The 13,734-nt window shown below is 46.2% G+C and carries 12 protein-coding genes; 6 read left to right on the top strand and 6 right to left on the bottom strand.

The genetic code is table 11. The features are described 5' to 3' along the window. Window positions 1–10: 10 nt before the first annotated feature. Window positions 11–490 carry a hypothetical protein gene (locus AC2TF6_RS26825; protein WP_491309272.1) on the bottom strand — a complete coding sequence of 160 codons (480 nt, stop codon included), beginning with the start codon at window positions 488–490 and terminating at the stop codon, window positions 11–13. 213 nt (window positions 491–703) lie between these two features. Next, window positions 704–1,222 carry a hypothetical protein gene (locus AC2TF6_RS26820; protein ID WP_491309271.1) on the bottom strand — a complete coding sequence of 173 codons (519 nt, stop codon included), beginning with the start codon at window positions 1,220–1,222 and terminating at the stop codon, window positions 704–706. Window positions 1,223–1,723: 501 nt separating this feature from the next. Here AC2TF6_RS26820 and AC2TF6_RS26815 point away from each other — a divergent pair. Further along, window positions 1,724–2,560, top strand: coding sequence for a hypothetical protein (locus tag AC2TF6_RS26815; RefSeq protein ID WP_491309270.1), 837 nt, complete (start codon window positions 1,724–1,726; stop codon window positions 2,558–2,560). A gap of 485 nt (window positions 2,561–3,045) precedes the next feature. Beyond that, window positions 3,046–4,002, top strand: a complete 957-nt coding sequence (locus AC2TF6_RS26810) for a 5'-nucleotidase (RefSeq protein ID WP_491309269.1) — start codon at window positions 3,046–3,048, stop codon at window positions 4,000–4,002. A 221-nt stretch (window positions 4,003–4,223) separates the two neighbouring features. Here AC2TF6_RS26810 and AC2TF6_RS26805 read toward each other — a convergent pair whose 3' ends face one another. Then, on the bottom strand, window positions 4,224–4,598 hold the full coding sequence (locus AC2TF6_RS26805) for a DUF3888 domain-containing protein (RefSeq protein ID WP_491309268.1): 375 nt from the start codon (window positions 4,596–4,598) through the stop codon (window positions 4,224–4,226). Between the two features lie 514 nt (window positions 4,599–5,112). On the opposite strand from AC2TF6_RS26805, the gene AC2TF6_RS26800 reads away from it, so the two are divergent. The 4 genes from AC2TF6_RS26800 to AC2TF6_RS26785 all read left to right on the top strand — a co-directional run bounded on the left by AC2TF6_RS26800 (window position 5,113) and on the right by AC2TF6_RS26785 (window position 11,224). Further along, complete coding sequence (locus AC2TF6_RS26800) at window positions 5,113–5,433, top strand: heterocycloanthracin/sonorensin family bacteriocin (protein WP_491309267.1); 321 nt, start codon at window positions 5,113–5,115, stop codon at window positions 5,431–5,433. A gap of 258 nt (window positions 5,434–5,691) precedes the next feature. Next, window positions 5,692–7,650, top strand: a complete 1,959-nt coding sequence (locus tag AC2TF6_RS26795) for a putative thiazole-containing bacteriocin maturation protein (protein ID WP_491309266.1) — start codon at window positions 5,692–5,694, stop codon at window positions 7,648–7,650. Then, complete coding sequence (locus AC2TF6_RS26790; RefSeq protein ID WP_491309265.1) at window positions 7,647–9,590, top strand: TOMM precursor leader peptide-binding protein; 1,944 nt, start codon at window positions 7,647–7,649, stop codon at window positions 9,588–9,590. Before AC2TF6_RS26795 ends, AC2TF6_RS26790 begins: the two co-directional genes overlap by 4 nt. Window positions 9,591–9,643: 53 nt before the next feature. Next, window positions 9,644–11,224: a SagB family peptide dehydrogenase gene (locus tag AC2TF6_RS26785; protein ID WP_491309264.1), complete on the top strand. Its 1,581-nt coding sequence runs from the start codon at window positions 9,644–9,646 to the stop codon at window positions 11,222–11,224. 185 nt (window positions 11,225–11,409) lie between these two features. On the opposite strand, the gene AC2TF6_RS26780 is transcribed toward AC2TF6_RS26785, so the two are convergent. From AC2TF6_RS26780 to AC2TF6_RS26770, 3 genes are all read right to left on the bottom strand, one after another. Beyond that, window positions 11,410–11,805: a VOC family protein gene (locus AC2TF6_RS26780; RefSeq protein WP_491309263.1), complete on the bottom strand. Its 396-nt coding sequence runs from the start codon at window positions 11,803–11,805 to the stop codon at window positions 11,410–11,412. Between the two features lie 633 nt (window positions 11,806–12,438). Further along, the gene (locus AC2TF6_RS26775; RefSeq protein ID WP_491309262.1) at window positions 12,439–13,080 is read right to left on the bottom strand and encodes an NAD(P)H-dependent oxidoreductase; all 642 of its coding nucleotides are present in this window, start codon (window positions 13,078–13,080) and stop codon (window positions 12,439–12,441) included. Between the two features lie 102 nt (window positions 13,081–13,182). Further along, a complete protein-coding gene (locus AC2TF6_RS26770; protein ID WP_491309261.1) occupies window positions 13,183–13,656 on the bottom strand; it encodes a carboxymuconolactone decarboxylase family protein in 474 nt (157 codons plus the stop codon). Window positions 13,657–13,734 lie beyond the last annotated feature (78 nt).

The raw sequence follows: 13,734 nt of genomic DNA, 5'->3' as shown, positions 1-13,734 counted from the left end.
AATTGTGGATTTATAATGCTACGGATTGCAAAAAACGGCCCCTTGTCCGTAAATATTCGTAGACGATTACCTTTTCCACATGGCTACCGATGAACTTCTTGATTTCAGGAAGATCGCGGTTTGCGATGTGGGCACCGAACTGAGAAAGCAGTTGTCGCAGAGTTTCTTCTGTGATGACTGCTTTCTCGTTTTGAGACCGGACTTCCAGCAGCTTCCGCTTCTCCAATTCTTCTAGCTTGTCGATCGGCGGTGTGTTGGAAATGCCGCTGGCGATTGCGTTGACGAAGTTCAAGATTTGCCGTTCGATGCCCTCCAAACTCTTTTCCAATCGTTCCTTCGCTTCTTTAATATCCGTTTTCTTTGAGCTCTGAAATTTGTTTAGCTGCTTTGCGAGTAGGGGGATGGCCTCGTCATTGAAGATTTTCTCTTTTTTAGTTGGGACAAAACGCAGGTTTCGATGTACTCTCGTCCCAGCTCCGGATTCTTGCACTCCTTGGTTTTTTCCGGATTTCCGTAACGGTAGGTGACGTATTTAAGTTTACTACGCCCGCTGTACCTACAGGTGTGTAATTCTCTCCCCCCACCCGTAACGATCCTATTGCTGCTGAGGAGGGATCTCTACGACAAACGCCAAAAAGCATCGTTCAAGAATCTCCTTTTTGCATTCTTAAACGATGCTTTTGTTAAATAGAGCTCGACCGATTTAAATTAAATCATTTTTGTGCAAAACGTTTAAATAAAATTCATATGCGGGATTCCCTATGTAACCTTCTTCTGGTGGAATACCCTTAAATATGATCAATTCATCTAACATTTTTTCGCTTAAACCTTGTAAAGTAAACGAAGAAATATACTCCCTATCTGCACTTTCGAGTACTAGTTGGAGGAACTTTCCTTCTTGAATATCTCTCCAGAGTAACTCAGATTCCGTAATCTCAGAATTTGATATTGGCTCATTAGCATTACGTTGCCGAGTCTCAGCGTGCATACTCCGTTCATTATCATTAAAGAGAGCGGAAAGAATTTTACTATCATTTACCCTATAACATTTTATAATGTTTTCGTAGTTAACAAAGGGATCTTTCTTCAAATCGTCAACTATTTCTTTATCGATCTCGATTGTGTTATATTTGTCTCTAAGTATTTTCTCCACATGTTCCAATGAATACCTAAATGGCAATTTGGATTTCTTAAAAAGCTTATCAAGTTCTTCTATTTGCATAAGACCCCCCTATTAAAAGAAAGAATGTCCGCCCACTCTTTTCCATGTATGATAGTGGGTGTGGTAGTAATTACCAGGTGCTTAATTACATGTTAACTCAAGGCCACCAGGAAATCTATTCCCACCAGCTACATTCGCTACTTCTGCTGCTAATGTGTAATTTCTAGACCAAACGTCCTCTTCCCCACTTACAAACATAGAATTAACAAGTCTTCCAACAGCCTATGGTAAAGTTAGTGAATTTCCAATCTAAAGATTTCCTTGCATAATTTTAGCCATATAATGGTCATATCGATTATCGTTTCTTAAAGTCGCTGCAATTTCTGAGACTACCACATATGATATACCACTAATAGTAACTGCTAATGCTGCTGCTAGCAATTGCGAAAGCAACCATTCACCTATAATTACGCCAATAGGGATAAACCAAACCAGAGGTTTAATTCTTTATCACCGGATTATAAATCATCAGCTACAAAATTGTTCGGACGTATTAACCAAATGACTGCAGAATCAAGCGAAGATAGAGGTACACTTTTTAGCCATGCGGTTTTAGCATTCGAAAGTCTAAGGTACCGAGATAATCTTGATGCTTTAGATAAAATCTCAGTGGAAAACTTACAGGCTTTGAGTGAAGTATTTGGTAGATTGGATGATTTAGAAGCCTCTCTTTACTATCAGATTATTAAGGAACGTATAGAGGTAATTAGAGTACTTCAAGATAAAGTAGATGCTAACGATCTAGAAAAGTTTATTCAAGAACATCTTTTCAACCACCTTTGGTTATTAGATCCTTCATGGGAAAGAGCTACAGATTCCGATTACATGGAACAACGCATAGACAAAGTTTTTGGTGCTCTTGATGCTGACTTAAGTGACGAAGAAAGACGAGCGAGGCTAGATATTAGGTATAAAAATGTATCAGGGAAGAATGTAGTTATAGAGTTAAAGCGTCCTGATCGAGTAGTGGACTATTGGGAATTAGGTAAGCAAATAGATAAGTATAGGTCCGCTATGCAAAGAATTCTTGATGAAACAGGAGCCAAGGAACCACTTGAATTCATCTGCGTATTGGGAAAACCTTTGCGAGGGTGGGAAGATTCCCGTAAAAGAGAAGAGGACGTTGCTAAACTCAAGAGTCAAGACGCACGTGTAGTACTTTATCCTGAATTAATTCGGAATGCGATGCAAGCATATCAAAGTTATCTAAGCAGAAGCAGGGATGCAGGGCAGGTATATGATTTGATGAGAGATATTCAATCAGGGGCAAAGGTAATCGACTCAGAGCATACTATAGTAACGGATGAAGTTGCTGCTTCTTCTGAAAAATCATTGTAACCCATTATCCAATATTTTTTAAATGCTCTGCTGAACGTGACGGAGCCACCTTGAGTTCGACAATCTTTGTAGGGGCAAGAGCTTGATGAGCCTCCCTCTTGTGCTGTAGTCATTCCTTTGCGATACGCCGCTAAAAAGGCTTTGTTCTTCGTCGTTGGTAATATTGAGAATTACTCCTTATATACAATAACGTCATAATATTTCATTAATATGCGGAAGTTTTTATATTCTATGCATACTAGATAATTTTTAACTCACTTAAAATTCAAGCCATCATACTCCGGCGAATTGTGGTTTTGCACAACAAAGTACCCGACTTACGTCAATGCGACGTTGATTAGGTACTTTTTTATTTGTAAGTGGAGGGATTTGGAAGATGGAGTCGAATATTGATGTAGTATTATTTGAGATAATAATCAGCGGGAAAGGACTGGCTTTTCCCCACTGGAATTTACTATCTCACATATAACAGTAAGGGGGAGACCATGCCTTTTCCTATAGAAGATAAGTTTGTAGTAGCTGTCGCCTCAAGTGCCCTTTTTAACTTGGAGGAGTCCGACAAGGTATTTAAGGAAAAGGGAGAGGAAGAATATCGCCAATATCAACATGATCATGAACAGGATGTGCTAGAACCGGGAGTTGCTTTCCCTTTGATCAAACGTCTACTCATGATCAACGGTGATGATCCAGCCGACCAACCGGTTGAGGTCGTGCTATTGTCGAGGAATGATCCCGATACGGGTCTTCGTGTTTTCAAATCTATTCAACATTATGGACTTTCGATATCTCGTGCTGCATTCGTTGCAGGATCGAATCCATTCATTTATATGAATGCATTTAACGCTTCATTATTTCTTTCGGCAGATCCTAACGATGTGCGATCTGCCATCGAAATGGGTTTGCCAGCCGCCCAGGTGTTTCCTACTGGATTTGTTGATGATGAGAAAGAGTTGGAACTTCGGATTGCGTTTGACTTTGATGGTATCATTGCAGACGATTCAGCGGAAGGGATCTATCAGGCTCTTGGAATGGAAGGCTTTCATGAGAATGAGAGGCAAAAGGCAAGCGAAGCTCTGCCACCCGGACCGCTTTTTAAATTTTTTGGTGAAATAGCCACTCTTCAGCGCCGTGAGTGGAAAAAAAAGCAGAAGGATAATGCTTATTCCCCGCGTGTCCGGATAGCTATAGTAACTGCTAGAAATGCACCTGCACATGAACGCGTAGTAACGACACTAAGAACTCTTGGTATACTAGTTGATGAAGCTTTCTTCCTTGGTGGAATAGAGAAGGGGAGAGTATTAAAGGTATTTCGTCCTCATATCTTTTTCGACGATCAGGTAGGTCATATTGAGGGAGTGTCGAGTGTTTCTCCAACCGCACATGTTCCTTTTGGGGTTGCTAATAAGATTAAATCGCTGACGCCACCTCCCCAAACATCCTAACTAATACACTGCGGCGAATTGTGGTTTGCATAGCCACGGCTCGCCTCCATCAAACAGCAAAAGGTGCTAGCCGAGAGGCTGTGTGGCTTGAAACATAATTTTGCCACTGCGGCAAGGAGATGCTTCCAATCACTCGCGGCTTAGAGTGAGAAAAAACCTCCATGATCGTTTATAACGATTTTTGGAGGTTTTTTTATGTATTGTATTTAATTGCATATTGGTCAACCTTTTCTTTTATCTTTATGCTCAAATTTTATTACATGTATTTTCCCTCCCGAAATATCCAATGTAAGAATGTCGTCTCCATATGGAGGGTTGTGGGCTCCTTCAAAGGTACTCACTGCAACTTTACAAATGAAGTCGAACCCACCTTTTGTTTTTCTTTCCAGACTCACGATTTCTGCATCGTAAAGTCCGAACTGTTTAAGTTCGCCATAATAACCAGCCAGAGCATTGCCAATTGCAGGTGCAATAGTTGCTAAAAATGCATCGGTAATATTATGTTCTGAAACCTTTAGCGGCTCCGCAGAAACCGGTGAAGGCAAAAACGTAATGCTGAGAACGCACATCAATAGAAGTTTGGGTATTTTTTTCACGCTCTAATCATTCCCCATATAAGATCTCCGCTATAATATAATTCCCAGTTTATTAACTTCTATAAGATTTCCCGCAAAATAATTTGTTGCTTCACCGATAGTCATTAAATAACCCCTTTAGACGTAAGTAAAATAAGGATCCGAAATTCATTGTGTCCAAAATGTCTTTCCAGTGATCAACTAGGATGTAAACACTACACCGATCAATCTTTGAATTCGCATGGGCTCACGGCAACGATATGGTTCCAGTCATAGGAGCTTTGTCACTGGAATGGTGGCAGGCTTCTTTTTGTATTTCCCTGCATGACTCTGTTCAGCGAAAAAAAATAAAATACAGGCATTTAGATCAGTAACAAGAGCGGAGTTCGATTCATATGTTGTCATGAAGTATTAGAATTGGCGGATCACGACAGGACAGTTGTTTCTCGCAGAAACACCGTCGTGCTTTGAAAAGGACGACGAAGTCGTTTCTACTTAATGATCTTGGTTCTGTTCTTCTTGCCAGTGCCAGTTTATGCTGTCAATCAAACTGTTTATAAAAAATGGAGGTAAGATTATGAACGATTACAAAAATGATTTAGCGAAATTGAATGTTTCCCAATTTAAGGCGAGCGAGGTGACTCCTTGGAACGATCAAAACGAACAATCGGCTCGTTTATGCTTCTTCAACTGTTTCAACTGTTTCGGTTGTTCTAGTTGTTTCAATTGCTCTAGTTGCTTCAGGTGCTCCAGTTGCTTCAGGTGCTCCAGCTGCTTCAGGTGCTCCAATTGTCACAACTGCTCCAATTGTCACAACTGTTCCAATTGTCACAACTGTCACCGTGGAGGACAATAAGGTATTTATTGCCGATAAGTAAATATTTGTGTCCAATATTACTTGAGAAGAGAAAGGCCCTGTATCCTTTTGATGTGCACCCCTAGAATAGATGTTAGAAAAACCCTTGGGTTAATCTAATCTAATTTAGGGGTGTTTTGCGTTAGGGACGAAAAGACAGAAGTTCAACGTTACAGTCATGAGGGACAAATAGCTGTACATAAGATTACTTGTGAAGTGTTGGAGCAGATTGAGAACAGCCTACGGAGGAGGAGCAGAATGACAAATTTGAACCCTTCGATGCGTCTAAAGGTTAAAAGGGATACATTTTTTCTTCCTGATTTGAGCGGTGTGTATTTTCGAAATAATGTAAGCTCGTTCCGCATGGAAGGTGAGGCGATCGATCAGTGGATTGAAACACTGATACCGATATTCAATGGGGAGCATAGGTTGGAGGATCTGACTGACGGATTGCCGGACGAACACCGGAACCAGGTATATGAAATTGCAGAAGTTTTGTATCGTAACGGCTTTGCTCGGGATGTGAGCCACGATACTCCACATCAATTGCCGGAAGAGGTTCTCACAAAGTATGCTTCTCAAATTGAATTTTTGGATCATTTCGGTGATTCGGGCGCGTACCGGTTTCAGTCCTATCGTCAAGCCAAAGTATTGCTGGTCGGCTCGGGTCCATTTTTGATCTCGGCGATTTCTGCGCTGCTTGAATCCGGATTGCCCAAGTTTTATGTACTGGTCTCGGGTACGGATTCGACTGACCGGCAGCGGATGGCAGAACTGGTGGCACATGCCCGTATAACGGACTCCGAGGTGGCAGTAGAGGAGGTTACCTTGCAGAAGGAGGGGGGGAGTTGTTGGCGGGAGGCGGTGAGGCCGTTTGATTCGATTCTGTTTGTGTCACGGGAGAACGATGCCCGGGAACTTCGAGTTCTTCATGCAGCTTGCCGGGAGGAGCAGAAGTTGTTTCTTTCTGCTGTATGCTTGCAGCAGGTGGGTCTGGCGGGACCGTTAGTACATCCGGATTTTGAGGGATGCTGGGAGTCAGCGTGGCGTCGCCTACACGAATCCGCAATTTCTAAAGACCCGCAACTGCATACCTTTTCTTCAACAGCGGGAGCGATGTTGGCCAATGTGAGCGTGTTTGAGCTATTTAAAAAGATTACGGGAGCGGACGATTCGGAACAGAATAATCGATTTTTTCTGCTTAATCTGGAGACTTTGGAAGGAAGGTGGCATTCGTTCCTGCCCCATCCGCTTGTGACCGGACTTAGCGCACCTGAATGGATTCATGATTTCGATCTTCAGCCCGAACGGAGACCAAACAAAAGCGAGAATGGATTGATTCCTTATTTTAGCCGACTGACATCGGCGGAATCAGGGATTTTTCATGTTTGGGAGGAGGGGGATTTAACGCAGCTGCCGCTCTCTCAGTGTCGCGTTCAGGCCATCGATCCGCTATCGGAAGGACCTGCTGGGCTGCTGCCGGATGTGATTTGTACCGATCTGACGCATGAGGAGGCGCGACGGGAAGCGGGGCTGGCCGGGATTGAAGCCTATGTGTCGCGGATGGCCGGCTTGCTCGTTTCGATGCTTCCTTCTCATCAGGGAGAAGAGGCCGGCAGGATAGAACCGCAGGAATTTATCGGTATCGGAGCGGGAGAGGTGGTTGCGGAAGGCATTTGCCGAGGGTTGCAAAGGTGCTTGGAGGAAGTGCTGGGCAAGCAACCGGTGTCTCAGCTGCCTTTGGTTTCTCGGGTACAATTGCGTACGGTAGAAGATGAACACTGTCTTTTTTATTTGGAAGCATTGACGACGATGAAGGGAGCGCCGGTGATCGCCTTGGGAGAGGAAGTGTCTGGGTTTCCTGTGGTGTGGGTCCGTACGAGTGATTGCTGGTATCGCAGTGTAGGCTTAAATGTGACCCTGGCGCTGCGGAAAGCATTACAACAAGCTCTGCTGGGGGCACAAAACCAACCGGATGGCTTCAAATCGCAAGCATTGGAGTTTTCGTCCGTGCTTTTGGAAGAACAAGCGCCACTAAACCTCGAGATCCCCGCAAGTGAAGGAATGTCACAACCAGCGGATCTGCAATCCGCCTTGCAGGTTTTGAATCGAAACCGTAAGAGGCTTCTGGTCTTCGATCTGGCGGTAGAACCGTTCTTGAAAGAGGAAGTGGCAGGGGTGTTTGGTGTAGTGCTGCGAGAGGAGGGATCCCGGTGAGTGCTGCTGTTGTGATTGTTGGAGAAGGGGTGTTGGCGGATTGCGTGTGCGGAGAACTGTCAACCCGATTTGAGGTCGTTCGTCAGAGTGATTTCGAGGCAGGAGTACCGAATGCGGTAGATTTGGTTCTGGTGTTGAACGATGCTTGGAATCCTTATATTCATCAAAAGGCAGAAGAGCTGTTGCAGCCAGCCGGCATCCCTTGGCTGCGTGGTTTCGTTTCATTTGGTGAGGGCGTGATCGGACCGCTGGTTCGTCCGGGTACACGAGGGTGCTCCCGGTGTGCAGACACGCGGCGCCTCATGGCGGGACGCGAACGCAGGGAAATGCGGGAGCTGCAGCAGAGACTGGTGACACACGGGGGAGTAGAGCGTGATGCATGGGCGTCACGTACAGGACTTTTGCAGGTGGCTCACTTGCTGGCAGTGGAGGCACGGAAGGTGTTACAAGGCCAAACGGTTCACTCGGCAGAGAGGGTGTTTTTGATCAACCTGAAAACGCTGGAGAGTACACTTCACCTCGTTCTCCCTGACCCGCTGTGTCCGGTTTGCAGTCAATTGCTTGACGATTCATCGGCGGCAGCCCATATCTCGTTGCAGCCAAGTCCGAAGATCAGCGCAGACAGTTACCGCTGCCGCGGGATGGATGAGCTGAATAAAGTGCTGACCCAAGACTATCTGGATTACCGGACCGGCTTTCTGAATGGGAAAATGGTTGACCTCAAGTCGCCGTTTGCTGATGTGAGTGTGAATCTGCCTTTGCTTGCAGAGGACGTGGGAACGGCAGGCCGGACTCATTCTTATGCGGTGAGCGAGTTGACCGCCATATTGGAGGGGTTGGAGCGGTACTGCGGTCTGGCACCCCGAAGCAAACGGACGGTAATCCGAGATAGCTTCCGCAATCTGAAGGATCAAGCGCTCGACCCCGTCAAAGTGGGGGTGCACACGAAGGAACAGTATGCTCAGCCGGGGGCTCCGTATACAACGTTTGATCCCGACCACCCAATCGATTGGGTATGGGGGTATTCGTTTTTGCAAGAGCGTCCGATTCTAGTTCCGGAACATCTTGCCTATTACAGTATGGGCTGCGGGCATAGCTCTGTGTTTGAAACTTCCAACGGATGCGCGTTAGGCGGAAGTTTGGAGGAGGCTATTTTTTACGGCATATTGGAAGTGGTGGAACGGGATTCGTTTCTGATGACTTGGTATGCGCAGCTGCCGCTCCCGCGCCTTGACCTTTTTTCCGCTAACGACCAAGAATTGCAGTTGATGATCGATCGTTTGCGGGCAGTGGCGGGGTTTGATGTGCATTTCTTTAACTCGACGATGGAGAATGGGATTCCAAGCGTATGGGGAGTGGCAAAAAACAGGAAGCAAACCGGAGTGAATCTCATCTGTGCGGCCGGGGCTCATCCGGATCCGTTACGGGCCGTGAAAAGTGCGGTTCACGAGTTGGCCGGCATGGTGCTGTCCCTTGACGAAAAGCTGGATTCGAACCGAGAGACGTATGTTCGAATGTTCCATGATTCATCCCTGGTGCAGCAGATGGAGGATCATTCACTGCTTTACGGATTGCCGCAAGCGCAGGAGCGCCTGCAATTTCTGCTGGATGACAATCGCCCGTTGCGAACGTTTGAAGAGGAATTCAAGCGGGAGGCAAGGCATGCCGATTTAACGGATGATCTGAGGGACATTCTTAAGGCATTCCACCGACTGAATCTCGATGTGATCGTGGTGGATGTGACAGCGCCGGAAATCATGCGGAATGGACTGCATTGCGTGAAGGTGCTGATCCCCGGGATGCTGCCGATGACATTCGGACATCACTTTACCCGCTTAGCAGGGTTGGAGCGGGTGCTTCGGGTACCTGTGGAACTCGGGTATGCGGAGAAGCCGCTTAGGCTGGAAGATCTCAATCCACATCCGCATCCGTTTCCATAGGGATAAAAACGTGGCGTGGTGAACCACCCTCGTTCATATAAGGAGGGACAAGGATGAGTCTGGAGGCGTTTCTGTACAATTTACATTATGACATTGACAAGACCAAGCCCCCGGACTTGGCGGTGGATTGGGAAGACGGGCCGCTTGCATATAAGCTCTATCGCGGTTTGCCTGTGATTCCGTTATCTCCAGAAATACCGCTGACGCTCGAAGGTGGCGAAGCTCCAATGAAGCCCGACCTTCGCCGAGTGGGTCATTTTCTCTGGCACGTATTCGGGCTCACTCAATTGTCCCAGTCCGTTCTTGCCTCGAATTCCATGGTACAAACGATGGGCCTGCTGCAGATGTACCGACGGTTTGCCCCCTCCGGGGGAGCGTTATATCCGAATGAATTATACGTGTATCTGAAGATAGAGGATCTGCCTGCAGGGGTATATCATTATGATGTGGCACACCACCGCTTGGTGCTGCTGCGCGAAGGCAACTTCGATTCCTATTTAGCCGCGGCTATGGGTAGTCGCTATGACGCTTCGGCTTGCTTTGGCACTGTTTTTGTATCGGCCATGTTCTGGAAAAACTTCTTTAAATACAATAACTTTTCCTACCGCCTGCAAGGATTGGATGCGGGTGCGCTGATCGGGCAGCTCTTGGAGGTGGCCAAACGGTTTGGCTTTGCGTCGGGAGTGTATTTCCGGTTTCTTGATCGGGCCGTGAATTATCTTCTCGGGATATCCGAACAAGAGGAAAGTGTTTATGCGGTGATTCCGTTGTCGGTGGAGCCAGCGATCTCTTGGTTTGCGAGTAGGAGTGAGGGAGACGGGAGTGTCTCCGCTGCCGAATTGTGCCGGGAGTTGCCGACGGTTCAACATAATCAGTACAGCCGGTCCCAGAGGCGTAAGGAATTTCCGATGCTAATCAAAATGAACGAAGCCTCCCTATTGGAATCGCTTCGATCGATACCGCGAACCGGGGAGAAGAAGATCGCTCCCTGCGGGGGTCGTGCGGTAGTTCTGCCCTATGTGAAGCGATTGTCGTATGATCTTGCGTCAGTAAGCCGAAGGCGGTATTCACCGGACAGTGATTTTAGGATGAGCAAGGTAAGCCAAGAGCAAATGACTTTACTGCTGCGGGAGGCCACGGCTTCCTTCAGGTATTGGAATGATTTGGACGAAGGCCATGAGAACTCCGTTTCCCGCGTCTCACTGTACGCATGTTTGTATAACGTTGAGGGTATTCCGGAAGGTGCTTACCATTATGACAGCGCTGCTCATGCGTTACGATTGATACGTCATGGGGATCATCGGCTCCAACTGCAGCAAGGAATGCCTTCCGATAATGTGAACCTGTTCCAAGTACCGTTATGCTTTCATATTGCAGGGGACAAGGATCATCTCGCAACAGCGATGGGGTATAGGGGATACCGCATCCAACAGATGGAAGCGGGGATGCTGCTGCAGCGTCTGTTATTAGCAGCATCGGCTATCGGATTAGGGGGACATCCGCTCCTCGGATTTGATGCACGATTATGTGATGAGATCTACAAGATGACTTCGCAAGGATTAACGAGCCTAATCCAAATCCCGGTAGGACCCTATCGTCATAGCCCCCGCTTAACGGGAGGATTGCATGGCTAGAAGAGCATGGGTAGAGCCTCTGTGAATCTTGTAGTGTTTAGAGACAGCAAATGAGACGCCGTTAGAAAAACATCCGATTCAGCATGTTGCGGCGAATTGTGGTTTTACAAAGCCACGGCTCGCCTCCACCATGAAAAACCCGACCGTATGAGGTCGGGTTTTTCTATGTGTAAAGAAGAAAAAATCTATTTTGCATTCTTATCTGGCTGATGAATACCAAAAATATTCCCCTCCGTGTCAATATAATACCCTTGCCACGCCATTCCAGGCAGTGCATACTTTGGCAATGCGAGCTTGCCTCCATGATAAAGAACTTTCTCTTCTGTAGAATCATAATCTTCTACTCCCAATGTGCACACATAACCGTTTAAAGGCTGGTCTGGATTTGGGGGAGGACCTTGGCGTTGCATCAAAGCACCGTTAATTCCAGGTTCATTCGCATCACCTGTCATAGCTCCGAAATAGGGCATTCCAGCGTAACTGCTCCAATCCTCAAATGTCCATCCAAATACCTCTCCATAAAATTTCTTAGCACGCTCCATGTCATCTACATGAATTTCGAAATGAACTAATCTGCCCATGATTACCTCCTACGTTTTGGCTTCCTTAAATCTTTTATTATGCACTCTTTTTGATTCTCTTTTTTCATTATTGCAATTATTAAAAAAAATTATTCAGTTGCATAACAGGGTCTGTAAGGGAAGTTATTGAGTTTTTTCGAAAAAAGTGTAGATGGATTAGAGCACATTTTAAAGGATTGGAGCGATCATGTGTTCAAATTCATGTTCCTACGGGTTCCTATTTGCTAGGCACGACTACTTATCATTGGATAAACGAGAACAGACAGGAAACCTTTACCGAGAATCGAAACGATCTCAGGGGATGCGCCTTTTTTATAAAAGGTAATTGCTCAGTCCAACCTATTTCTTACATGCAACAAACGGACAAAAGGGAAAGATCTTGTACTGAAATTTAGGCAGCTTCCCTGAATATCCTGATCATCATACATCTACGAATTGTGGTTTTGCACAGCACGGTTTGCCTCCATACAACCAAAAAGGTCCCAGCCGAGAGGCTGGGTCTTTTGCTGTTCCGGGAGGTGGGAGAAGAAGCCCGAGGGTTCAGTCCACGGACGGAGCGAAGCAGAGGAGCACGGGATTGCAACCTGGCGCTAGGGTTGTCGGCAGGAATAATTGCTTTTATTTAAATCAACGTCAAAATCTTAGTGCAATCTCACGCGCTTGTTGAAGAGCCTTTTCTTTTATCGCAGGTTCTTGCTCGGGTGCAGCGGCCATTCCTTCAACAAATATCCCCTCAAAGCTAGGAACACCCAAAAATTCCATAATGGCTTTCAGGTGTCGGTGACCCATTTCTAAGTCTGCATCATCCGAGCCCGGTGATAAGAAGCTTCCGCTAGCTTGAATATGCAAAGCTTTTTTATCGCTCAGCAAGCCGACACGGCCGATATCGGGTAAATACTTGAAGGTCTTGCCCGCTATACAAACGGAGTCGATATATGACTTCATAACAGGCGGATACGAGTAGTTCCATATCGGAGTAACAAAAATGTATTTGTCTGCGGCAACAAATTGGTCAACTAACTCTCCGATACGGCCTAGTTTCATTTTCTCTGGTTGGGTTAATTTTTCAAATGCAATACCCGTATTCAGCTTTCCCCACCCGCTAAAAATATCTTTATCAAGTTGGGGTATTTCCATTTTATAAAGATCAAGATGGATCACTTCGTCCGATGGATTTGCGGATCGATACGCCTGTACAAACTCTTTACCGACTAACATACTGTATGACTTTTCTTCATCCTGTGGATTTGCCGTAATATATAACACTGTTGCCATATTGAAAGTACCTTCTTCCGCTTTTTTTGAAAAACAATCATATCGGGGGGAAGAAAGCTGCCGCTCAACCCCCTCCATTAACGGCTGTATAATTAATTTTCGTTATTTTCCCGCAGGAACTGAGGCGATCTGTCTTGTAGAAACGTTAAAACGATTCCAGAGGTTGGCCGTGGCGATTCCGGCGATAAGGGTGGCCAAAGCAACCTCATCAAAGTGTCGGGCCGCTTCATTAAAGATCTTATCCGGCACTGGATCTTCTCGATCACTGAGTCGGGTAACAGATTCACTAAGCGCAAGGGCAGCGCGTTCGGCGTCATTGAAGTGTTCCGTCTCACGCCATGCCGACACGGCTAGTAAGCGCTCTGTAGTTTCGCCTGCCGCTAAGGCATTGCGTGAATGAAGTTCGACACATACGCTGTCCCCGTTGATCTGGCTTGCCCGAAGATACGAAAGGAAGAGCGTACGACTCGGAATCCCTGTCTTCTCTGCGGATGCAAACAGGGCTTTGCCTAGGGCTTGTAAGGCTTGGGGCACATCGGGTACGACTATAGCGGGACTTTCCATTCTCGATTTCATGGGGGAATCTCCTTTAATTTTGATTAGAACCTGTTTCGGCCCTTTAATAAGCTGACGAATCAACTCATGGGATATGTG

It is taken from the genome of Paenibacillus sp. JNUCC 35 (assembly GCF_058269095.1).
Note: the sequence above shows the minus strand (reverse complement) of the source record. Positions and strands in the feature narration are given on the sequence as shown.